The organism is Sphingomonas sp. So64.6b (assembly GCF_014171475.1).
Taxonomy (GTDB): domain Bacteria; phylum Pseudomonadota; class Alphaproteobacteria; order Sphingomonadales; family Sphingomonadaceae; genus Sphingomonas; species Sphingomonas alpina_A.
Map to the genome: position 1 here is coordinate 3,041,657 of NZ_CP048817.1, position 21,805 is coordinate 3,063,461.

General features: G+C 64.1%; 18 protein-coding genes. 8 read left to right on the plus strand and 10 right to left on the minus strand.

What is annotated here, in order from left to right; all coding sequences use genetic code 11:
• The first annotated feature begins 247 nt into the window (after positions 1–247).
• The 3 genes from G4G27_RS14655 to G4G27_RS14665 all read left to right on the plus strand — a co-directional run bounded on the left by G4G27_RS14655 (position 248) and on the right by G4G27_RS14665 (position 3,933).
• Positions 248–1,198 (plus strand): ATP-binding cassette domain-containing protein, encoded by a 951-nt coding sequence (locus G4G27_RS14655; RefSeq protein WP_183109341.1) that lies wholly within the window; start codon positions 248–250, stop codon positions 1,196–1,198.
• Positions 1,195–2,439: an ABC transporter permease gene (locus tag G4G27_RS14660; protein ID WP_183109342.1), complete on the plus strand. Its 1,245-nt coding sequence runs from the start codon at positions 1,195–1,197 to the stop codon at positions 2,437–2,439. The genes G4G27_RS14655 and G4G27_RS14660 overlap by 4 nt, the downstream gene beginning before the upstream one ends.
• A gap of 252 nt (positions 2,440–2,691) precedes the next feature.
• Positions 2,692–3,933 carry a cytochrome P450 gene (locus G4G27_RS14665; RefSeq protein ID WP_183109343.1) on the plus strand — a complete coding sequence of 414 codons (1,242 nt, stop codon included), beginning with the start codon at positions 2,692–2,694 and terminating at the stop codon, positions 3,931–3,933.
• 168 nt (positions 3,934–4,101) lie between these two features.
• Here the strand turns inward: G4G27_RS14665 and G4G27_RS14670 are convergent, their stop codons facing one another.
• Complete coding sequence (locus G4G27_RS14670) at positions 4,102–4,380, minus strand: hypothetical protein (RefSeq protein WP_183109344.1); 279 nt, start codon at positions 4,378–4,380, stop codon at positions 4,102–4,104.
• 120 nt (positions 4,381–4,500) lie between these two features.
• Here G4G27_RS14670 and msrB point away from each other — a divergent pair, with 120 nt between their 5' ends.
• Positions 4,501–4,995, plus strand: a complete 495-nt coding sequence (gene msrB / locus G4G27_RS14675; RefSeq protein ID WP_183109345.1) for a peptide-methionine (R)-S-oxide reductase MsrB — start codon at positions 4,501–4,503, stop codon at positions 4,993–4,995.
• A 174-nt stretch (positions 4,996–5,169) separates the two neighbouring features.
• Here the strand turns inward: msrB and G4G27_RS14680 are convergent, their stop codons facing one another.
• Both G4G27_RS14680 and G4G27_RS14685 read right to left on the minus strand, forming a co-directional pair.
• Entirely contained in the window at positions 5,170–5,745 is a 576-nt protein-coding gene (locus G4G27_RS14680; protein ID WP_183109346.1) for a CHAP domain-containing protein, read from the minus strand.
• A 284-nt stretch (positions 5,746–6,029) separates the two neighbouring features.
• Positions 6,030–7,958, minus strand: coding sequence for a M1 family metallopeptidase (locus G4G27_RS14685; protein WP_183109347.1), 1,929 nt, complete (start codon positions 7,956–7,958; stop codon positions 6,030–6,032).
• 139 nt (positions 7,959–8,097) lie between these two features.
• Here G4G27_RS14685 and G4G27_RS14690 point away from each other — a divergent pair, with 139 nt between their 5' ends.
• Positions 8,098–8,577, plus strand: a complete 480-nt coding sequence (locus tag G4G27_RS14690) for a hypothetical protein (protein WP_183109348.1) — start codon at positions 8,098–8,100, stop codon at positions 8,575–8,577.
• 638 nt (positions 8,578–9,215) lie between these two features.
• Here G4G27_RS14690 and G4G27_RS14695 read toward each other — a convergent pair.
• The 6 genes from G4G27_RS14695 to rpiA all read right to left on the minus strand — a co-directional run bounded on the left by G4G27_RS14695 (position 9,216) and on the right by rpiA (position 15,798).
• Positions 9,216–9,959: an HAD-IIB family hydrolase gene (locus G4G27_RS14695; protein ID WP_183109349.1), complete on the minus strand. Its 744-nt coding sequence runs from the start codon at positions 9,957–9,959 to the stop codon at positions 9,216–9,218.
• Positions 9,956–10,801 (minus strand): Cof-type HAD-IIB family hydrolase, encoded by an 846-nt coding sequence (locus tag G4G27_RS14700; RefSeq protein WP_183109350.1) that lies wholly within the window; start codon positions 10,799–10,801, stop codon positions 9,956–9,958. Before G4G27_RS14700 ends, G4G27_RS14695 begins: the two co-directional genes overlap by 4 nt.
• A complete protein-coding gene (gnd, locus tag G4G27_RS14705; RefSeq protein WP_183109351.1) occupies positions 10,798–11,784 on the minus strand; it encodes a phosphogluconate dehydrogenase (NAD(+)-dependent, decarboxylating) in 987 nt (328 codons plus the stop codon). The genes G4G27_RS14700 and gnd overlap by 4 nt, the downstream gene beginning before the upstream one ends.
• A 43-nt stretch (positions 11,785–11,827) precedes the next feature.
• A complete protein-coding gene (tal, locus tag G4G27_RS14710; protein WP_183109352.1) occupies positions 11,828–12,943 on the minus strand; it encodes a transaldolase in 1,116 nt (371 codons plus the stop codon).
• On the minus strand, positions 12,943–15,042 hold the full coding sequence (gene tkt, locus G4G27_RS14715; protein ID WP_183109353.1) for a transketolase: 2,100 nt from the start codon (positions 15,040–15,042) through the stop codon (positions 12,943–12,945). Before tkt ends, tal begins: the two co-directional genes overlap by 1 nt.
• 84 nt (positions 15,043–15,126) lie before the next feature.
• A complete protein-coding gene (rpiA, locus tag G4G27_RS14720) occupies positions 15,127–15,798 on the minus strand; it encodes a ribose-5-phosphate isomerase RpiA (RefSeq protein ID WP_183109354.1) in 672 nt (223 codons plus the stop codon).
• Between the two features lie 426 nt (positions 15,799–16,224).
• On the opposite strand from rpiA, the gene G4G27_RS14725 reads away from it, so the two are divergent.
• Positions 16,225–16,794 (plus strand): RNA polymerase sigma factor, encoded by a 570-nt coding sequence (locus G4G27_RS14725; RefSeq protein WP_183109355.1) that lies wholly within the window; start codon positions 16,225–16,227, stop codon positions 16,792–16,794.
• A 114-nt stretch (positions 16,795–16,908) separates the two neighbouring features.
• Here G4G27_RS14725 and G4G27_RS14730 read toward each other — a convergent pair whose 3' ends face one another.
• The gene (locus G4G27_RS14730) at positions 16,909–18,198 is read right to left on the minus strand and encodes a hypothetical protein (protein WP_183109356.1); all 1,290 of its coding nucleotides are present in this window, start codon (positions 18,196–18,198) and stop codon (positions 16,909–16,911) included.
• Positions 18,199–18,537: 339 nt separating this feature from the next.
• Between G4G27_RS14730 and G4G27_RS14735 the strand changes: the two genes are divergently transcribed.
• Both G4G27_RS14735 and G4G27_RS14740 read left to right on the plus strand, forming a co-directional pair.
• The gene (locus tag G4G27_RS14735) at positions 18,538–20,331 is read left to right on the plus strand and encodes a VWA domain-containing protein (RefSeq protein WP_244624344.1); all 1,794 of its coding nucleotides are present in this window, start codon (positions 18,538–18,540) and stop codon (positions 20,329–20,331) included.
• Between the two features lie 222 nt (positions 20,332–20,553).
• Positions 20,554–21,783: a tetratricopeptide repeat protein gene (locus tag G4G27_RS14740; RefSeq protein ID WP_183109358.1), complete on the plus strand. Its 1,230-nt coding sequence runs from the start codon at positions 20,554–20,556 to the stop codon at positions 21,781–21,783.
• Positions 21,784–21,805: the final 22 nt, after the last annotated feature.

The window sequence follows — 21,805 nt, forward strand, 5'->3', positions numbered from 1 at the left end:
CGCCGGGCGATTCGTGAATTGCCCGTTCGCCGTCAGGCGATTCTTGATTTGCTTGTCTTCGCGCACTCGCACCCGCTACCACGGCCGGGCAAGGATCGTTACCCTCCCCCGTTCGTATTGAGCGACGTCGAGCCACCGGTTGCACGGGGTTCCGCACGAGCCATTCGACGGGAAGAGTTAATCCTCGCTCGATAAGAATTCTCGACTTCGTCTAATCCCGGGCTCGAACCGAACGGAATGAGGTAGCGTGACGACCGACAAGAGCCTCGCGATCAGCGCGACCGGGCTGATCAAGAATTTCGGTGGCCGCCGCGTGGTCGATGGGATCGATATCGCGGTCCCGCGCGGCGTGATCTACGGCGTGCTCGGCCCCAATGGCGCGGGCAAGACGACGACCTTGCGGATGCTGCTCGGCATCATCGAGCCCGATGGCGGCAGCCGCAGCCTGCTCGGCCATGATCGCCCGCGCGAGGCAAGCGATCAGGTCGGCTATCTGCCAGAGGAACGCGGCCTGTACCCGGCGATGAAGGCCAAGGACGCGATCGCCTTTCTCGGCGCGTTGCGTGGCCTCGACCGCAAGACCGGCCGCAAGCGCGCGGTCGCGCTGCTCGAAGCGGCGGGCCTCGGCCATGCGATCGACACCAAGATCCGCAAACTGTCCAAGGGCATGGCGCAGCTCGTCCAGCTGCTCGGCTCGGTCGTGCATCAACCCGAACTGCTGGTGCTCGACGAACCCTTTTCCGGGCTCGATCCGGTCAATCAGGAACGGCTCGAAGCCCTGATCCTCGCCGAACGCGACCGCGGCGCGACGATCCTCTTCTCGACTCATGTCATGGCCCATGCCGAGCGGCTGTGCGACCGGCTGGCGATCATCGCCGGCGGCAAGCGCCGCTTCGAGGGCACTGTCAACGAAGCGCGCGGCACCTTGCCGATGCAAGCGCATTACGTGCCCCATCATGACGGAGACGGCATCGCCGCGCTGCTTCCCGTCGACGCGTCGCGCGACAGCGACGGGTGGCGCTTCACCGTGCCGAACGAGGGAATCGAGGCGTTGCTGGTCAAACTGATCGATGCCGGGTTCGGCATTTCCGGCCTGTCGATCGAACGGCCAAGCCTGCACGACGCGTTCGTGCGCATCGTCGGTCCGGACGCGTTGAACGACCAGCCCGACCGCGAAACGCAGGAGCAGGCGGCATGAGCAGCCCCCGTATCGGCAATACGCGCCGCCTGATCCGCCAGACCATGACGATCGCACGGCGCGATTTCATCGCCACGGTATTCACCCCGACTTTCCTGATCTTCCTGTTCGCGCCGCTGATCATGGGGTCGTTCGGCGCGATCGGCGGCCTCGGCGCGATGAGCGTCGCGCAAGGGAGCGAGAGCAAGAACCGGATCATCGCGATCGCCGCACCGGATCAGGGGATGGTGATCACCGATCTCGACCAGCGGCTGCGGCGGATTTTCCGCACATCCGAAAGACCGCCCGAACTGATGGTCGAAACGCCCTCGACCGATCCGGCGGCGCAGGCCCGCGCGCTGTTCGAAACGAAGGAATTCGATGCCAAGGCAGTACTTTACGGCCCGCTCGACAAGCCGGTAATCCTGTATGGCGCAGACGGTCCGCGCTCTGCGGATTACCTCGCCCAACTGGCCGAGGATACCTTGCGCGCCGCGCGCAGCGGCGGCACCGCCCCGCTCAGCACGCCGACCAAGACCGCGATGGTGCGCGCGCGCGCCTCGCTCGGCGGACAGAATCAGGCCGCATTCTTCACCGTGTTCGGCATCTTCTTCCTGACGCTGCTGCTCGCCGGCCAGGCGGTCGGCACAATGGCCGAGGAACGCAGCAACAAGGTAATCGAAGTGCTCGCCGCCGCGGTGCCGCTCGAATCGGTTTTCCTCGGCAAATTGCTTGGCATGTTCGGCGTCGCGATCCTGTTCGTCGCCTTTTGGGGGACATTGGTCAGCCAGATCAGCGCGATCGCGCCCGGACTTGCCGGCGCGATCCAGGAAATCGGCCCGGCGGTCGGCATGCCGGTCTATGTCATCCTGTTCTTCGCCTATTTCACCATGGCCTATATGCTGCTCGGTGCGGTGTTCCTCAGCGTCGGCGCCCAGGCTTCGACGATGCGCGAAATCCAGATGTTGTCGCTGCCGATCACCATCGTGCAGGTCGCGATGTTCGGGCTGGCGGCGACCGCGGCATCCCGCCCGGGCACCCCGCTCGCCACCTTCGCCGAGATATTCCCGCTCTCCTCGCCCTTCGCGATGGCGGCGCGCGCGGCCAACCAGCCGGAGATCTGGCCACACATCGCCGCCTTGCTGTGGCAGGCCTTGTGGGTCGCGATCGTCATCACGATCGGCGCCCGCGCCTTCCGCCGCGGCGTGCTGCAATCGGGCAGCGGCAAGATGAACCTCAAGGCCATGTTCCGGCGAGGGTGAGTTTCCCTCTCCCATCGGGAGTGCAGCTGGAGGGAGCGCGAAGCGCGGAAGGGTGAGGGTGAGCCTGTCGCGACTCGTCACCCTCACCCTCCCACCGCTGCGCGGCGGGCCCCTCCCTCTCCCGATGGGAGAGGGTTTTCGAGCGGGCGCCGCCTATCCCTCTCCCCCCACCGCAAAAGGTTGCAAAACGCTATCGAATACTATTGACAGCCTTGTCAGTTAGCGCTCTTCTCCGACCAAAGGAGAGCGATGATGGCCACGCTAGCGAGCGAACAATTGGCACCCCAGGCGGTCGATCCGCTCGATGTGAGCCGCCCCGAGCTTTACCGCGACGACACCTGGCATGAACCCTTTCGCCGGCTGCGCGCCGAATCGCCAGTACATAAGGTCGAGCATAGCGACTTCGGTCCGTTCTGGGCGGTGTCGACCTACAAGCCGATCGTCGAGGTCGAATCGCTCCCCGATATTTATTCCTCGCAGGCCGGCGGCATCACCATCGCCGATTTCATCGAAGGCCGCGACGATGTGCGCATGCCGATGTTCATCGCGATGGACCGGCCCAAGCATACCGGCCAGCGCCGCACCGTCGCCCCCGCCTTCACGCCGAGCGAGATGGTGCGGATGAGCGATAATATCCGGACCCGCACCGCGGAGATTCTCGATACGCTGCCATGGGGCGAAGAATTCGACTGGGTCGATACCGTGTCGATCGAGCTGACCACGCAAATGCTCGCGATCCTGTTCGATTTTCCATGGGAGGATCGCCGCAAGCTGACCTTCTGGTCCGACTGGGCGGGCGATATCGAGCTGGTCAAGACCGAGGAACTGCGCCTGCAACGGCTGCAATATATGTATGAGTGCGGCGGTTATTTCCAGAAACTGTGGGACAGCAAGCTCGGCAAGCCGCCGACGCCCGACCTGATCTCGATGATGATGCATAGCGACGCGATGCGCGAAATGGATCAGATGGAATTTCTCGGCAATCTCATCCTGCTGATCGTCGGCGGCAACGACACCACGCGCAATTCGATGACCGCCGCGGCGTATGGCCTCGACCTGTTTCCCGACCAGCGCGAAAAGCTGGAGGGCGATCCGTCGCTGATCCACAACACGGTCCAGGAAATCATCCGCTGGCAGACGCCGCTCGCCCATATGCGCCGCACCGCGACGCAGGACACGGTGCTGGAAGGGCAGCAGATCAAGGAGGGCGACAAGGTCGCGCTCTGGTATCTCTCGGCCAATCGCGACGAGAGCGTGTTCGAAAATGCCGACAAGATCCTGGTCGACCGCCCCAATGCGCGGCGCCACCTCGCCTTCGGGCACGGCATTCACCGCTGCGTCGGCGCGCGCCTGGCGGAATTGCAGATCGCAACGCTGCTGGAGGAGATGGCCAAGCGCCGCATGCGGGTGAATGTGGTGGGTGAGCCGGAGCGGGTCGCGGCGTGCTTCGTGCACGGGTATCGGAAATTGCCGGTGCAGATCAGCAAATACTGAACCATCTTAAGCCCCTCCCCTTAAGGGGAGGGGTTAGGGGTGGGGCAGCGTCGCACGGGCTCGATGCCCGTTGCGGCGCTACGGACCTTGAGGAAACGATTCTTTGTGAGCGCGCAGACGCGCGCACCCACCCCAACCCCTCCCTTGAAAGGGAGGGGCTTAAGGTCGTTAGTTCGGCTTCAACACTTCCACCGGCACTTCATCCTCGCCCGAACAATCGCCATTCTCCCGCGCTACGACCGCTGCCGGTTTCTTGCGGCCCATCGTCCAGTTCGCCTGCAGCCGCACGCGCGGGTTGGGTGCGCACCAGATCTCACCAGTGTCGTTGATCGCGGTGACCCAGATCAGATTATGCTCCTGCCCATAATCGATCACAGCAAAGGCGAACCCTGCGCCCTTGTCGAGCACATGGACGGGCAATGGTGGGTCAAGTTGTTGAAAAGACATGATGTCGCTCCGGTTTCACACGCTAAGCGCGCGGAACGGAACAGAGTTCCCGATGACCTGCATCTCGCGAGCGGAGACGGTCGTAACTATATCCCTGTTTGAGAACGGAACGAGGATCCTATGACCCACAACCGACGCGCCTTCCTGACTCTGGCCGGTGGCAGCGCCGCCGCCCTCGCGCTGTTCGGCTGCCATGGCGCGACCGCCGGCGCGCCCGAAGCGTTCACCTATAAACTCACCGATGCGCAGTGGAAGGCAAAGCTATCCCCCGCCGCCTATCAGACATTACGCCATGAGAGCACCGAGCAGCCCGGATCGAGCCCGCTTAACAAGGAGCATCGCCCCGGTATCTTTTCCTGCGCCGGCTGCGCGCTGCCGCTTTATTCGTCGAAGACCAAGTTCGACAGCGGCACCGGCTGGCCGAGCTTCTGGGCGCCGCTCGCCAATGCCGTGCGCACGCGGAACGACAGCACGCTCGGCTTCAGCCGGACCGAAGTCCATTGCCGGCAGTGCGGCGGGCATCTTGGCCATGTGTTCGATGATGGGCCGAAGCCAACCGGCAAGCGCTATTGCATGAACGGTGTGGCGATGACGTTCCAGGCGGGCAAGGCGTAAGGCCTAACCACCATCGTCATGCTGAACTTGTTTCAGCATCCATGCGCGGTCATTCGCTCCATGGGTGCCGCTCATTTGGCTACTGACCGCGCATGGATCCTGAAACAAGTTCGGGATGACGGCGGTATTTGGCTGCTTGAGGTACCCCGAACCATGTCCGGGGTGACGGGATAATTAGAAAGCGACCCGGTCGACCAGCGACAGCACACCGATCGTGCCGTTGGTGCCATTCGATGCCCCATTCGATGCCAGGGTGAGCGAAGGCAGCGTGTCGGGTGTCTCGTCGCTCTTAGGCGCCGTGTCCGAATAGATGAAACCGTTGGCAACATAGGACGTCGTGCCGAGCCCGCCATTGCTGGCGAACCAGACCTTGACCAGGCTCCAGTCGCCCGCCGCCGACACGTCGACCGCGCGGACATTGCGCTCGATCCCGCCACGGCGCGACCAATTGGCATGAGTCAGCAGGACTTCACGGTCGCTGACGATACCCGACACCATTGCGACATGGCCAAGGCGCATGCGGCCGTTGGAAGCGAAGGACAGAACGGCGCCGACCTTAGGTGCATGGCCACGAGCGTAGCGCCCTGCGGCCTGGCTCCACCAGGTGTTGGCGTTGCCATGGATATTGATGCCGGAAATGGTGCGTGCATAGGGGGCGCACTGCCAGAACTGGGCGGCTGCCGGGGTCGCTGTCATCAGCGCGCACGTTACCACCAGCGCAAAACGCGCTGCCAAAGCCCGGAAATTCATGAGACCCCCTCAGGTCGTAATCATGTGTCGCATTTGTCCAAAGCAGGTCGCGGCAGCGCTGGGAACCCCATGGCAGCGCCCGATGGAACCTTTTCCGATGAAGCGAGTTGACCGCGCGATGACTGCCCGATGAACGGCGTTATGGGCCCCTGAAAACGCGCGGAAGAGCGAGTTTTGATTCGGCGCCGGCCCGCTCCCCCTCCCGGCCACCCATAGCGTATCCTGAATGGGTGGCCGGGAGGGGGAGCGGGCCGGCACCGCCAAAATGCGCCTTCAGCGCATTTTCAAACAGGCGATTTCCATCCCACGATCTTGTCGACGGTGCCCGATGTGACGGGATGATAACCCGCGCGCGCCTCGGCATAGATTCGTTTTGCCATCGCCTGACCATATGCGCCGTCGCCCATCATCGTGGTGAACAAGGGCGCGACGAACTTGCGCCGGCCTTGTGCGAGCAGGAACTGCTCGGCCGACTTTTCACCGCGCGCATAGCGATTCGGCAGGACCAGCTGCAGCCACACGAAGCGGATTTCGCTATTGCCGGTGTCCGACCAGTCGAAACGGTCGTCGAGCGCCTTGATCCGCTCCAGGCTCAGCTTGCGCGGCAATTGCGCGATGAAACGCACCGTCTCCTGCGTCGTCACCCCGCCCGGCACCGCCGCCACCGCGCCGCCATCCGCAAAGGCCTTGGCCGCCGCGTCGATTGCCGGGAAAGCATCCGATTTCACATGCACCGCATTGGCCGGGATGCCGGGCTGATAGGCCCATTGGTCGATGCCGATCTTCGCTTCGAGGCCCTTGTCGCCCTTGATCAGATTCTCGCGCAGATCCTTCAGGAACCCGGCCGTGGTCTGCGGCTGAAAGGCATGGCGATCGAAATAAGCGCGCAGATAGGCGTCCCATTTATCGCGTCCGACCGCCGCCTCGATCGTGCGCAGAAAGGTCGCGCCCTTGTCATAGGCGATCTGCGTCATGCCATCGTCGGGCGAACGATTCGCCGCCAGATCGAGGTGCAACTGCGTATCCTTCGAGGTCGGTCCGCCCGCTTCCTTCACCGCGGCCTCCATGTCGCTCCATGACAGATCGGCCTCCATCGCGGCGCGTTTCGGGCCATAGAGTTTCTCCATGATCCGGTTCTCGAAATAGCTGGTGAACCCCTCGTTCAGCCAGAAATCATTCCATGTCGCATTGGTCACGAGATTGCCCGACCAGCTATGCGCCAGTTCATGCGCGATCAGGCTGACCAGGCTGCGGTCGCCGGCGATCGCGGTCGGCGTGGCGAAGGTCAGGCGCGGATTTTCCATGCCGCCAAATGGGAAGCTCGGCGGCAGCACGAGCAGGTCGTAGCGGCCCCAGCGATACGGGCCGTACAGGCTCTCGGCGGCATCGACGAACTTCTCCAGCTCGCCGAATTCCTTGGCCGATTTCTCCAGCATCGACGGCTCGGTCCAGATGCCGGTGCGCGGGCCAGTCGCCTGGAAGCGCAAATCGCCGACCGCCAGCGCGATCAGATAAGGCGCGACCGGCTTATCCATCACATAGGTGAAGGTGCGCATATTGTTCGGCGCGGTCTGGCCGAGCGCCGATTTCGCCTCGCCGCTCATCACCGCAGTCAGGCCCTCGGGGACGGTGATCTTCGCTTCCCAGGTCTGGCGGATACCGGGCGAGTCCTGGGTCGGGATCCAGCTGCGGTTGAGGATCGCCTCACCCTGGCTGAACAGATAGGGTAATTTCTTGCCTGCGGTCTGTGCCGGGGTCAGCCATTGCAGCGCGCCGGCATCAGGCGATGTCGAATAGGCGATCCTGATTTTGCGTGCGGTTCCCAGGGTGACGGTGAGCGGCGCGCCGTGGATCGGGTCGGCTGCGCCAAGCTGGAAGAGCAGCGCCTTGCCTGCATCGTCGGTCACCGCTGTGATGGTCAGGCCGCGCGTGTCAAGAATGACCTGCCTGGCATTGGCCGCGGCCTCGACGTCGAGCGTCGCACTGCCCGACAAGGTGTGCGCGGCGAAATCGGTGGTCAGGTCGATCGCGACATGCGTTACCCGCGCCTCGGCCGGGTTGGCATAGCTGTGAATGTCTTTCGCATCGGGGGTCAGCAACACCTGCGCGACGGCCGGCGCATCGTCGGTCGCCTTTGCCGTGCCGTTTTTCGCGGCGGTGCAGCCGGCAAGTACGGTAACGAGTGCGAGCAGCGGAAGTGTGGCGATGCGCATGGGTTTTGCCTTTGCGAGAATGATCGCCGACCTTGCTAGAACAGGGTGAACCGGGAATGAAGCCCGGACCTGCCGGCCGATCGCCGCAACCCCGCCCCAGCCTCTCGCCAAGCCCTCCGTCGGCCTCTAATATGGAGACATGAAATCGACCCTTCTGGCCCCGCGCCTGATCTTTTCCCTGACATTATGCCTGTCGCCGATCGCCTGTTCCGACAGTCGGGGCATCGGTAACGACACCGGCCTGTTCGGCACCGACAACAGCGCGGCGATGTCGCCCGGCGTTCGCGCGGTCAGGGTCGGCGAAGGCGGTCCCGCCTTCAACGCCTGTGCGAATATCGGCCGCGTGGTCAATCTGTCGGCCTCGGGCGAGACCGACCTGCCGGTCCGCGCCGCGCCCTTCGTCGAAGCCGATGAAGTCACCCGCCTGACCAACGACCGGCGCATCTATGTCTGCACCCGTTCGATCGACCAGCGCTGGCAAGGCGTGGTCGTGCCGCCGGCCGACGCGCCCGACAGTGATTGCGGCGTGCTCGCGCCGGTGGAATCGCCGCGTAGTTATAGCGGCCCGTGCATCAGCGGCTGGGTATCGAGTGCGTTCGTACGGCTGACCGCGAGCTAGCGATTGGCGCGTTCGAGCTGAGCTAGAGCAGTTTCGAGTTGAATTGATCCACTCTCTTCCGTTCGGGCTGAGCTTGTCGAAGCCCCGTTCTCTCTTGCGGCAGAGGCAGAAGAAGAACGACCCCCTTCGACCGCCTGCCAAGGCAGGCGCTCAGGACAGGCTTCGACAAGCTCAGGGCGAACGGAAGAGGTGATTCCACCCGAGCCGGCGTCGCTCTAGCACCTCTTATATCCGTTCGAAGCTCATCCAGGGTCAAGCGATCCGGCGGACCTGGCGCCGCAACGCACCGGCCCGCCGGGGTCGGCGTCGAGCTTTTTGGGGCTTTCGCCGGCCATAGCGTAGGCCGAGCCCTTGCTCGACGGAGTCGCTATTGCGGTGTCTGGCGCCGGCGAGGTAGTGGGGGCCACCTCGCCGGACATGAGCGGGTATGAACGACGCGGCGGATCGGCCAACGTCATTGCGACGATCATCCCGGATACGCGACGAACGTCACGATCGGAGCGCCGGTGGAGTCTTTCCGGTTTAGTCGGTGCCGGCCCGCTCCCCCTCCCGACCGCCCACAGCGTATCCTGAATGGGTGGCCGGGAGGGAGAGCGGGCCGGCACCGACTAAACGCAAGTCGGAAAGCCGCGGTCAGGCTATTTCTGGCACGCCACGATCGCGGCGATGACCGACAATGTCTCCTGCGGATCGCGCACCCGCACGGTGTCGAGGCCCAGCTCCTTCGCCGGATAATCATTCCCGCCGGGGAAGATCGCATCGCCGATGAACATCATCGCATCCAGCGCGATACCGCTCGCATCGCGCAATTTCTTCAGGCCATACGCCTTATCGACACCCTCGCGCGTGATGTCGATCGAGGTCGCCCCGCCCATATTGATCGACAGGCCGGGCAAGCGCTTGCGCAGATCGGCCTGGATCACCTTGCGCTTGGCGAAGTCGGGATCCCAATGTTCCTTGGCGTCAAGCGGCGCTTGCTGGCCGAGCGCGGAAAAGGTGATCTGGCTGCCGCGATCCTCGATCCGCTCGCCCCAGGTCTTTTCCGGCACGAAACCGGTCGCCTCCAGCGCGGCATCGAACGCGGTGAAGATCGCTGTTTTCTGCCCATCGTCGAACAGTTCGGCATAGACTGCACGCCATTCACCGTCGAAACGGTAGAGCTTGGTCCCGGTGGTCGGCATCAGCCACAGTCGGGTGCGATCGGCACGGGGCGGCAAGCGACTCGCCACCTGCTTTTCGAACTGTGGCCAGTCGCCGCCCGAAATCACCGCGACATCCGCGACGCCAAGCAAGTCCGCCAGCGCTTCGCCCATCGGTTCCTGCAGCGGCTGCTTGCTCTCGGCCAGCGTGCCGTCGAGATCGAACGCGACGAGTTGTTTCATATCGACTCCACGGCTTGCGGAAGGATCATCTCGTCGATCGCACGTGCGACGCCATCGGCATCGTTGGCGCTGGTGACATGATCGGCCAGCGCCCGGACCTCTTCCGGCCCTTGCCCCATCGCGATCGACAGGCCAGCGCGGGCGAACATCGGCACGTCATTGGCCTGGTCGCCAATCACCGCGACCGCCGCCAGCGGCATATCGAGCGCCTTGGCCAGCGCCGCCACGCCATCGCCCTTGTTGGCGGCGAGCGCGGTCACATCGAGATAGTAATTCTGCGATTTCATGATCGTCGCGCGCGACCCCAGCGTTGCCGCGCGCAGCTGAAGATCGTCGAGCAGCGCATGGTCGTCGCTGATGAAGGTCACTTTGTCGGCGCGATCGTAGAGCGACGAGAAATCATGTGTGACGATCGGCGCCTGGTTCGACGCGATCCGCTCGCTGCCGACATGCGCGCCGAGATCGGTGCTCGCGTACCACAGATCGTCGGCGAACAGCCAGCGATCGACCGGTGCGTCACCGACCAGGTCGAACATCGCCCGCACCACGTCAGGATCGATGCGGCGCTGGCAAATCACCGTGCCATCGCGCTTGAACACCGTGCCGCCATTGAACGCGCCCATCGCATCGTCGATGCCAAGCGTGTCGGCGATCGGCATCATGCCCGATCGCGGCCGCGCACTGATGATGGTGAAACCGATACCGGCCGCGCGCAGCCTTGCCACCGCGTCGATCGTCGAAGGGGCAAGTTTCTTCTGCTTGTCGACCAATGTCCCATCGACATCTGAAACGACCAGCCCGATCGCCTCACCCCCGCCTGATCTACCCAATGCTGAACTCATTGCGGGATCTCGACATGGCCGCCGAATCCGAAGCGCATCGCCGAGAGCAATTTGTCGCCGAACGTATGCTCGACCCGGCTGCGATAGCGCGCGAACAGCGCGGCGGAGAGCACGTTGACCGGCACCGCCTCCTCCATCGCCGCTTCGATCGTCCAATGCCCCTCGCCCGAATCCGCGACGTTGCCGGAGAATTTCTCCAGCTTCTGGTCCTGCGCCAGCGCCGCGGCCGACAGGTCGAGCAGCCAGGAGGAGATCACGCTGCCGCGCCGCCATACTTCGGCGATGTCGGTCAGGTTGAGGTCGAAACGCTGATCCTCGGGCAGCTTGTCGGAGGATTTTCCCTTCAATATGTCGAAGCCTTCGGCATAGGCCTGCATCAGGCCGTATTCGATGCCGTTATGGACCATCTTGACGAAGTGTCCGGCGCCCGCCGGCCCGGCATGGATATATCCCTGCTCCGCGCGCGCATCTTCGCCCTCATTTGCCATGCGGTTGGGCGTACGCGGGATCGTGCCGAGGCCCGGTGCGAGTGCCTTCAGGATCGGGTCGAGATGGTCAACCGCGTCCTTGTCGCCACCGACCATCATGCAATAGCCGCGCTCCAGGCCCCATACTCCGCCCGATGTGCCGACATCGACATAGCGCGTATTCTTTTCGGCCAACTCCTTCGCACGCCGGATATCGTCCTTGTAGAAGCTGTTGCCGCCATCAATGACGATATCGCCCTCGCCGCAAAAGCCGCCGATCGTCGCGATGGTCTGTTCGGTCGGGTCGCCCGCCGGCAGCATCACCCAGAAAATCGCCGGGCTGTCGAGCTTGCCCTTCATCTCCTCGAGCGAAGCGGCACCGACCGCACCGTCCGCGACCAGCGCCTCGATCGCCTTGGCGTCGCGGTCGAACACCACCGTCTCATGCCCCGCGCGCATCAGCCGGCGCGCGATATTGCCGCCCATCCGGCCAAGGCCGATGATACCGATCTTCATGTCAGTCTCCGAACTCGAGTCAGGTGGCGTATCAGGACGAGTTTCAGGCGCTCGCTTCGGCCGGATGCTTGGCGGCGATCGCGCCGAGCAGATCGTCGAACGCCTTGGCGAAGCTGTGCACGCCTTCCTCGACCAGAGTCGCGGTCACGCCGTCCAGGTCGAGCCCGAGCCGTTCGGCCTCGGCCAGCACATGGCGCGCGCCCTCGACATCGGCGGCCAGGGTCGCGGCGACCGTGCCGTGATCGCGGAACGCGTCCATCGTCTTGGGCGGCACGGTGTTGACCGTGTCCTTGCCGATCAGCGTGTCGAGATACAGCGTGTCGGGATAATCCGGGTTCTTGGTGCCGGTCGACGCCCAAAGCAGACGTTGCGGCATCGCGCCCCTGGCAGCCAGCGCCTGCCAGCGGTCCGAAGCGACGAAATCCTGATACCAGGCATAAGCGAGCTTGGCATTGGCGATCGCGACCTTGCCGCGCACCGCCTTGGCGTCTTCTCCGCCGGTACCGGCATCGATCGCGTCGTCGATCTTGGTGTCGATCCGGCTGACGAAGAAGCTCGCCACGCTGGCGATCCGGTCGATCGGCTCGCTCCGTTCCGCGCGCTTTTCAAGCCCCGCGACGAACGCCAGCGCGACCGCCTTATATGCCTCGATCGAGAACAGCAGCGTCACATTGACGTTGATCCCGGCGTCGATCGTCGCGGCGATCGCGGGCACACCGGCCGGCGTGCCGGGGATCTTGATCATCAGATTGGGCCGGTCGACTTCGCTCCACAGCTTGGCCGCTTCGGCGATCGTCGCATCGGTATCGTTGGCGAGATAGGGCGACACTTCCAGGCTGACATAGCCGTCCTTCGCACCCAGCCGGTCGTAAACCGGACGCAGCGTGTCGGCCGCGGCCTGGATGTCCTGGATCGCGAGATGTTCGTAACGCGCCATGGTCGAGGCATCGGGGTTGGCCGCGTCATATTCGGCAAGCGCCGCGTCATAGGCGTCGCCATGACCCATCGCCTTTTCGAAGATCGACGGGTTGGACGTGACGCCGGTCAGCCCGTCCTCGTCGACCAGCTTCTGCAAGCCGCCTTCGGCGAGGAATTTGCGATCGACGAAATCAAGCCAGACGGCCTGACCCTGCGCTTCGAGCTCGTTCAACAATCCCATTACTTCGTCTCCAGCATCTCGCGGGCCACTTTGACGACATTATCGACGGTGAACCCGAATTTATCCTGCAATTTGGCGATCGGCGCGGACGCACCGAACGTCGACATGGTGATCGTGCGCCCGTCGAGCCCGACATAACGGTCCCAGCCAAGCTCGCCCGCCTGCTCCACCGCAAGCCGTGCGGCGACGCTGCGCGGAAACACTGAGTCGCGATAGGCCTTGTCCTGCTTCTCGAACAGATACCAGCTTGGCATCGATACGACGCGCGACCTGACACCCGCTTCGACCAGTTTCTCGTGCGCGGCGACGACCAGCGGCACTTCGCTGCCCGTGCCGATCAGGATGACCTCCGGATCGCCGCCTTCGGCATCGGCCAGCACATAGGCGCCCTTGGCCAGCCCCGATGCCGACGCATATTTGGTGCGATCGAGCGTCGGGATCGCCTGGCGTGAGAAGACCAGCACGCTTGGTTCATGCGTGTGGGTCAGCGCGACTTTCCACGCCTCCACCGCCTCGTTGGCGTCGCCGGGTCGGATCGTGTCGAGCCCCGGAATCGCGCGCAAGGTCGCGAGATGTTCGATTGGCTGATGCGTCGGCCCGTCCTCGCCGACCCCGATCGAATCATGCGTGAAGACGAACACCACCGGCAATTCCATGATCGCGGCGAGCCGGATCGGCGCGCGCATATAATCGGCAAAGACCAGGAATGTGCCGGTGTAGGAACGCATATAGGACAGCGCCATGCCGTTGGCGATCGACCCCATGGCATGTTCGCGGACGCCGAAATGCATGTTGCGCCCGCCATAATCGCCCGCCTCGAACGATCCCGCGCCGTCGAAGGTCAGATTGGTCTTGGTCGAAGGCGACAGGTCCGCCGCGCCGCCCATCAGCAGCGGCACGCGCTGCGCGATCGCGTTCAGCGCCTTGCCATTGGCCTCGCGCGACGCGATGCCCTTGGCGTCGGCGGGGAAGATCGGCGCATCCTTATCCCAGCCATCAGGCAGCTTGCCCTCACGCGCCAGGTCGAGTTCGGCCGCGAGATCGCCATATTCCGCGCGGTAGCGGGCGAACATCGCTTCCCATGCTTCGCGTAACGGTTTGCCACGCGCGGCAATGGCGTCATGGAAATGATCGGCCACGCCATCGGGCACGAGGAATTGCGCATCCTCCGGCCAGCCATAGGCTTTCTTGGTCGCGCGGACATTGTCCTCGCCAAGCGGCTCGCCATGCGCCTTTTCACTGTTCGCGCGGGGGGAGCCCCAGCCGATGACCGAATGGACGATGATGAAGGTCGGCTTGTCGTCGGTCGCGCGGAACGTGTCGAGCGCGGCGGCGATCGCCGCGGTGTCGTTGGCGTCGTCGACATGGATGACGTTCCAGCCATAACCTTCGAAGCGCTTGCCGGTATCCTCGATAAAGGCGAGGTCGGTATGCCCCTCGATGCTGATCGTGTTGCTGTCGTAGATCCAGCACAGGTTCGAAAGCCGCAAATGCCCGGCGAGCGAGGCGGCCTCGCCCGACACGCCCTCCATCATGTCGCCGTCGCCGCACAACACATAGATGTCGTGATCGAACAGGTCGAAGCCGTCGCGATTGAAATGCGCCGCGAGATGCCGCTCGGCGATCGCCATGCCGACCGAATTGCCGCAGCCTTGGCCCAGCGGCCCGGTGGTCGTCTCGACCCCGGTGGTCATGCGATATTCGGGATGGCCCGGCGTCTTCGAATCGAGCTGCCGGAAATTCTCGATATCGTTCAGGCTGATCGCCGGCTTGCCGGTCGGTTTGCCGTGCGCGTCGATCTCCTCGACCCCGGCGAGATGGAGCAGCGAATAAAGCAGCATCGACGCATGGCCGACCGACAGAACGAAGCGATCTCGATTGGGCCAGTCAGGCACCGCCGGATCGGTGCGCAGGAATTGCGACCAGAGCGTGTAACCGACCGGCGCGAGCGCCATCGGCGTGCCGGGATGTCCGGAATTGGCTTTCTGCACCGCGTCCATCGACAGCGTGCGGATCGTATCGATCGTCAGCCGCTCGATCGATCCATCTTCATGAAGGCCATCGCTGCCCGGCCGCTCGCTGACTTCGCTGTCGCTCATGCTCGTTCCTTTGCTAGCCGGCCCAACGCGACGCGGACGACGTGGTTGCATGTCGGTCGCCGGCCCCACGCCAATCGGCCAGGTTCAACGGTCGAGACGAGTCACCACGCCGCCATCGGCACTATAGATCGTATCCACCTCGGTCAGGAACAACCCATGGCCGAGAATTCCCGGAATCGCCGACAAAGCTGCCGCCATCGCCACCGGATCGGGCAGCGAAGCGAAAGCGCAATCGGCGATCAGATTGCCCTGATCGCTGCGATAATAAGCCCCTTCCGCCATGCGCAGGACCGGCCCGGCGCCAATCGCACGCAGTTCGGCGGTCACGAATTCGCGCGCAAAGGGCAGGATTTCGACCGGCACCGGCGCCCGCCCGATCGCGGCTCTGTGCTTCGATCCATCGGCGATCACGATCATCCGCCGCGACGCCGCCGCGACGATCTTCTCGCGCAGCATCGCCCCGCCCGCGCCCTTGATCGCGAACAGGCGGTCATCGAACTCGTCCGCGCCATCGACGGTGAGATCGACCGTGGCGATGTCCTCGAACGCGATGACCGGAATGCCGGCGGCCCGCGCGGCTTGTTCTGTGGCTAGCGAGGTCGCCACGGCGGTGACCGACAGTCCCGCCCGAACCCGCTTACCCAGATGCGCGGCGAAGAAGGCGGCGGTCGATCCCGTGCCCAGCCCGACCGTCATGCCGGCGACGACCTCCGCCAAAGCGGCGAGCGCCGCGACTTCCTTGTCTCCATCGCGCATGCCGGCACGATGCCGTGATCGAGGCCCGATAACAAGCGCGCGGACGCCCGACACGAACCGGGCGCAGCCTATTCGATCGGGAATGCTGCGTGGATTCTTCTCCTTCTCCCGGTTTCTCCCTCTCCCCCTGTGGGAGAGGGAAGGGGCCCATCGCAAAGCGATGGGAAGGGTGAGGGGGATGCTAGCGTTTCGCACCCAACTCCCCCTCACCCTTCCGTCGCTTCGCTCCTCCCTCCCTCTCCCACAGGAGGAGAGGGAAATCTGGCCGACTAGGCCAACGCGCAGCGGTGATGGTGTCGCGCGTGCGAATGATGCACTAGATGGTTTGTCGGAGGGATAGGGTCGGGCTGGTCGATGATGATGCAGGGTCGCACGATCGTGGCAGCGCCTTCCGGTCGCGACGCGTGTCGCGGTCGCCGCTGACGCATGGCGGATATCGCGGATGATCCCGATAAGGACCTGCCCGATCGGGACTCGCCCGATACAGACCTTATCGCCGCCGCGATCGCCGGCGACCGCGACGCGTTCGGCGCGCTGTTGCAGCGTCACTATAACCGTATCCACGGCCTGGCCTGGCAGTTGACCGGTTCGCGCAGCGATGCCGACGATATCGCACAGGACGTGTGCTGCACGCTGGTCGAGAAGATCGCGGGGTTTCGCGGCGAAGCGAAATTCACCACCTGGTTGTGCGGCATCGTGTTCAACGCCTGCCGCGACTTGCGCCGCCGCCGCCGCTCGTTCGGCGGTTTCACCGAAAAACTGGCGGTGCTCGCCGGGCTGGCGCGCGCGCCGGATGGCCGCGACCTGTACGACGCGGTGTGGGTGAAAAGCGCGATCGCCAAGCTGAAACCCGTCTATCGCGAGACGGTGGTGCTGATCGCCGGCCAGCAACTCACGCACGGCGAGGCGGCCAAGATACTGGGCGTGGCCGAAGCGACCATCTCCTGGCGCATGCACGAGGTGCGGCGGATGCTCACCGCACAGGGCGAGAGCTGAGGGCTGGACCAGGCGGGCTTTTGACAAGCCCCCGCCGTCATCCCCGCTTTCTCAGGAACACCGAGGTTGCTGGCGCCGAGCCAGATCGCCTTCGAGGGCGCAATGACTGTCGGACTAATTCAAAAACTGTCCGGTCGCGGCATCATATGTCCGGGAAGTCGATCCGTAATCGCTGTTAAACCCAACCGTGACAACCATGAATTTCTTCTCATCTATCGTAATGCCGGACGTGCTATTGACCCTTATTGTCGAGATTGCAGATCGATTGCGGAACCCGATATAGAAAAGCTGATTTTTGTCGCCGTGCATCAGCGCATCGCTCAGCGCATGTTCGAGCATCGCGAAATTCGTATCGGAGATGCGGAAAGTCTCTTCGGGCTTGATTGAAGCACTTGCCCCGTCCGGTCGGGAATCAACGACTGCGCCGCGCATGACGACGTCGTCATAAGCATTTTTCCGAACTGGATTTTCGATCGTTAGCTTCACATACCCCTTGTAGATATTCATGCTATTGATTTGCCGGTTGCTCGCATAGGCCGCTGCACGATCATATGCCTTGCGCAGCTTCTCTTTATCGAAGTTTCCTTCGTCTCGTCCGGTGAGCGTTTTCGGCAAGTCCTGTACGAATGTTGTCACCGTCTCAATCCCACCTGTCACGAGGGCAAAGGGGGCCAGGAAACCAAGCACAAGGAAGACCAGCGTCGCGATTAAATTGGCGGTTAGCCGCGCCGGTGACATCCGGGCGGACAGATGCCGTTCGCCGCCCAACAACCCCGTGCCTTTGTCGGGATATGATTTCTCGGCTTTCTGTGTCTTGTATGTGCCGGGCGGTTCAGCGGCCTTTTGCTGCCAATCCTCTGGCGGGTCTTTGTCGATGAGACCATAGCCGGGGTTCTCCGCATCTTCGACAAACACGACAAAGCGTCCAGTGTAGAAATTGGGCAACTCGCCCATGGTGATAAACTGGCGGGTCACCGTTTCGTAAGGGTCGCCATGTTCCGGAAACACCGTCAGCGTGAAGATGAACAGATGATTGAAGTTCGAAACCGTCAGCCCCGCTTCCTGAAGCTTGCCGACACGCGCCAGTACGCGTCTGCCAGGCGAAATTCCGCCCTTGGCGGACTCGAGAATCCGTTTCGCAATCCCGCCCTGCGCGGATTCAAGGACCGGTTTCAGATTGCGTAACATGTTCGCCACGAACACGCCGCTGAACAGGAAGCTTGCAGCGATGAATCCGATCACCACGAACGGTATCCACGAATCGGGCGCCACACCATTCGCGCCGGCGACGATAAAGCCGCAAAATGCCCCTATCGTTATCCACAGCGCGGCCAGAAAGATGAAGCGGCTCGGGTTGAATCTCGCCTTCGGCGAGGTTGGTGAGGATTTGCTTTGCATCAACATCAATATTGTCCGTCGTCAGAACATTTTGGCACAGTTCGCGGCGTAAATTAGCGGAGTGCGGGCCTCATCGCGGGGTTGATATTAAGGGGCAAGCTTGCGGTGCAGCAAGCGCCGGTGTTCGATGGTTTTCCGTTTGACCGCACCCCTGATTTGTCCACGCCGCCTGGAAGCCGACTGACTGCAGCCGGCCAAACCACTACTATAGGTGTCCCCGCCTTTGCGGGGATGACAGCAATACACATCCGCAAAATAAATTTCGCTCCGACCCAAGGATCTCCCGCGCAGGCGCGTCCCAGTAATATGCGGACGATTGTGCCCGCAGTTTTCAGGGAGAATTTTATGCCCCGCCTGCACCATGCGATCGCCACCGGGCTGGCCGTCATGCTCGTCGTGTCCTGCACCCGGTCGGGCGTCGACGACACGCCCGCGACGCCGTCCGACGCCGCCGGGGCCGGCAAGGCGGAGGACATCGTCGTGACCGGCGTGCGCCGCGATGGCGCGCCCGTCGCGCCGGCAGAGAGCCAGGAGGATATGGCGGAATATGCAGCGATCGCGCCGCCCGCCCCGCCCCCGCCGCCCTCATTGGTCGCGTCGCCCCAGGTGATGTCCAAGATGCTGGCGTCGCGCGCTTATGCCCCGATGAACGAAATGCGCAGCCCTATGCCGCCGCCCTATCACGATGAGGGGCGCGACAAATTCACCGCCACCTCGCAAAACCCGTTCAAGCTGGTGCGCGGCGAGCCCGTCTCGACCTTCTCGATCGATGTCGACACCGCTTCCTATGCTTTTGTTCGCGCCTCGCTCAATCGCAACACCCTGCCCCAGCCGGCGGCGGTGCGGACCGAGGAGCTGGTCAATTATTTCCCCTATGATTACGCCTCGCCGCGCAGCGCGGCGGAACCGTTCAGCACCAATGTCGCTGTGTTCCCCAGCCCCTGGTCGGTCGGGCGCAAGCTCGTGCGGATCGGCATCAAGGGCTATGCGGTACAACGCGCGACGCGGCCGCGCGCCAACCTCGTCTTCCTGATCGACACGTCGGGATCGATGAACGAACCCAACAAGCTGCCTCTGGTCAAACAGTCGCTCGCCATGCTGCTCGATCAGCTCGACGGCGACGACCGGGTCGCGATCGTCACTTATGCCGGCAACGCCGGCACCGCGCTCGAACCGACCGCCGCCAGCCAGAAGAGCAAGATCCTGGCGGTGATCGACGGGCTCGGCGCGGGCGGCGGCACCGCCGGGGGCGAAGGCATCCGCCAGGCCTATAACCTCGCCGAACGAAATCTCGACCCGCGCGGCGTCAACCGCGTGATCCTGGCGACCGATGGCGATTTCAACATCGGCATCACCAACCGGGACGAGTTGAAAGGCTTTGTCGAGCGCGAGCGCGGCAAGGGCGTGTTCCTGTCGGTACTCGGCTTCGGCATGGGCAATTACAACGATGCGCTGATGCAGGCGCTGGCGCAGAACGGCAACGGTGCCGCCGCCTATATCGACACGATCACCGAAGCGCGGAAGACATTGGTCGACGAAGCGAGTTCGACGCTGTTCCCGATCGCCAAGGACGTGAAGATCCAGGTCGAATTCAACCCCGCGACGGTCGCCGAATATCGCCTGATCGGATACGAAACGCGCATGCTCAACCGCGAGGATTTCGACAATGACAAGGTCGATGCCGGCGATGTCGGGTCGGGCCAGACGGTCACCGCGCTGTACGAAATCGTGCCGGTCGGCGGGCCGCGCGCGATCGGCGACCTGCGTTACGACACGCCGGCGCCGATCGCCGAACGACGCTGCGCGCAATGCGGGCTGGGCAGCGAACTCGGCTTCGTGAAAATCCGCTACAAGCTGCCGAAATCGGACACCAGCCGGCTGATCTCGACGCCGATCGACCGCAGTCGGGAAGTGCGTCGCTTCGAGGATGCGCCGCAGGATGCGCGCTTCGCGACCAGTGTCGCGGTGTTCGCCGACCTGTTGCGTGGTGGCCGTTACAGCGGTGCGATGGGGTATGACGATGTACTGAGGATCGCGCTGGCGTCGCGTGGGCAGGACAGCTTCGGCTATCGCTCGGGCTTCGTCCAGATGGTCCGCGCCGCCAAGGGCGCGGGGTCGCTGGCGCAGCTGGAGCGGTGAGGCACCGGCGCTAAGTCCGAATGGCCGCCGTTGCCCGCAGCATGGCAACGGCGGCTATGGGAGGACAGACCCATGAACGGGGCCGTTGCGATGATGATTTCGACCCCGGCGCAATTGCCGCTATAAGGTTGGCCGATGCCTTTCTTGTCCCCCTGCCGCGCCGGATCGCTGCCGCCCAGCGCAGACCGCGCCAGCGTCGCGCGGGCCGGTGGAGAAGGCTGAATGGCGATCGACGACGATAACGCCGGGCCGCTCCCGGACAGGGTACTGCCCGAACCGCCGCCGCCGAACCCGGCCCGGCGCCAGGCGGCGATCGACGCGGCGATGCGGCGTTTCGATGGGGTCGATGAACGCCCCGTTCCTCAGGGCGCCCCCACTCGGTCCGGCTCCACTCGGTCCGGCTCCACTCGATCCGGCCCCTCTCTATCCGGCGGCGCCTCGCCCCCCCCCTGGTGGACTCGACTGGGCCGCCCGCAACTTGGCGCATTGGTGTCCGTCGCATTGATCGCGCTGATCGGCCTGCCCGTCGCGATGGTCTCGTTCAACGATCCTTATGGCCCGATGAGCGTGCCGCGGCCCGCCGCCGTCGACGCGCCCGCGCCCACGTCGAAATCGGCCGGCTCGATCGCCAGCCCCTCGACCATGATCGCACCGCCTCCACCCGTCGCGCCCAAACCCGTCTTCCCGCCAACGCTGGCAGAAATTCCGGCTGTCCGGACGCCCGACGCGCTGACCGACAGCAACGCCGACGCCGTGGCGAGTGCCCCGCCGATCGCCGCGCCGGCCATGAAAGTGGCGCGCGACGGTGCGGCGCCACCGGCGACACAGACAAGCCGGTCGGAACTGGCCTATCGCGCGGAGGGCAGCGCCAAGCCGCGACTTGCCGAAAGCCGTTTCGCATCGCCACCGGGCGCGGTGGCGCCGGCGCCACCTCCACCGCCGCCGCCAGCGGATATGGCCGCAGAAAGCGGCGCGAATGAGATCGTCGTGACCGGCATGCGCAGAGCGGCGCCAGTGCGATCGATCGGGCGCGGCGACTGGAACGCGTGCACGGTGAACGACCCCGGCCGCAGTCTCGCCGCGTGCCGCAAGCAGATCGATCCCGCCGCCAAAGGCGCGGCGGGACGCGCCGCGGCGCGCCTTGCCGACGGCCTGTCCCAGGCCTGGCAGGGCGATCTCGACGGCGCGATCGCCGCTTTCGACCAGGCGATCGCGATCGAGCCGCGTCAGCCCCTCGCTTATCTCAATCGTGGCCTCGCCTATCAGCGCAGCGGCGACCTCGATCGCGCGATCGCCGATCTCGACCGGGCGGTGACATATGCCCGCGGGTCGGCGCGCGGTTATTACAATCGCAGCGTGCTGCTCCGCCAGCGCGGCGACACCCGCCGCGCCACCGCCGATGAGGACCGCGCGGTCAGCCTCGACCTGCGGTACCAGGCAGTAGTGCGATAGGGTCGCGTCGCGCGGGGAGTAT

What these genes read in the sequence shown, in the direction of transcription:
- G4G27_RS14660 (WP_183109342.1), top strand. Translation starts at nt 1,195, where the DNA reads ATGAGCAGCCCCCGTATCGGCAATACGCGCCGCCTGATCCGCCAGACC.
- G4G27_RS14665 (WP_183109343.1), top strand. Translation starts at nt 2,692, where the DNA reads ATGGCCACGCTAGCGAGCGAACAATTGGCACCCCAGGCGGTCGATCCG.
- G4G27_RS14670 (WP_183109344.1), bottom strand. Translation starts at nt 4,380, where the DNA reads ATGTCTTTTCAACAACTTGACCCACCATTGCCCGTCCATGTGCTCGAC.
- msrB (WP_183109345.1), top strand. Translation starts at nt 4,501, where the DNA reads ATGACCCACAACCGACGCGCCTTCCTGACTCTGGCCGGTGGCAGCGCC.
- G4G27_RS14680 (WP_183109346.1), bottom strand. Translation starts at nt 5,745, where the DNA reads ATGAATTTCCGGGCTTTGGCAGCGCGTTTTGCGCTGGTGGTAACGTGC.
- G4G27_RS14685 (WP_183109347.1), bottom strand. Translation starts at nt 7,958, where the DNA reads ATGCGCATCGCCACACTTCCGCTGCTCGCACTCGTTACCGTACTTGCC.
- G4G27_RS14690 (WP_183109348.1), top strand. Translation starts at nt 8,098, where the DNA reads ATGAAATCGACCCTTCTGGCCCCGCGCCTGATCTTTTCCCTGACATTA.
- G4G27_RS14695 (WP_183109349.1), bottom strand. Translation starts at nt 9,959, where the DNA reads ATGAAACAACTCGTCGCGTTCGATCTCGACGGCACGCTGGCCGAGAGC.
- G4G27_RS14700 (WP_183109350.1), bottom strand. Translation starts at nt 10,801, where the DNA reads ATGAGTTCAGCATTGGGTAGATCAGGCGGGGGTGAGGCGATCGGGCTG.
- gnd (WP_183109351.1), bottom strand. Translation starts at nt 11,784, where the DNA reads ATGAAGATCGGTATCATCGGCCTTGGCCGGATGGGCGGCAATATCGCG.
- tal (WP_183109352.1), bottom strand. Translation starts at nt 12,943, where the DNA reads ATGGGATTGTTGAACGAGCTCGAAGCGCAGGGTCAGGCCGTCTGGCTT.
- tkt (WP_183109353.1), bottom strand. Translation starts at nt 15,042, where the DNA reads ATGAGCGACAGCGAAGTCAGCGAGCGGCCGGGCAGCGATGGCCTTCAT.
- rpiA (WP_183109354.1), bottom strand. Translation starts at nt 15,798, where the DNA reads ATGCGCGATGGAGACAAGGAAGTCGCGGCGCTCGCCGCTTTGGCGGAG.
- G4G27_RS14725 (WP_183109355.1), top strand. Translation starts at nt 16,225, where the DNA reads ATGGCGGATATCGCGGATGATCCCGATAAGGACCTGCCCGATCGGGAC.
- G4G27_RS14730 (WP_183109356.1), bottom strand. Translation starts at nt 18,198, where the DNA reads ATGTTGATGCAAAGCAAATCCTCACCAACCTCGCCGAAGGCGAGATTC.
- G4G27_RS14735 (WP_244624344.1), top strand. Translation starts at nt 18,538, where the DNA reads ATGCCCCGCCTGCACCATGCGATCGCCACCGGGCTGGCCGTCATGCTC.
- G4G27_RS14740 (WP_183109358.1), top strand. Translation starts at nt 20,554, where the DNA reads ATGGCGATCGACGACGATAACGCCGGGCCGCTCCCGGACAGGGTACTG.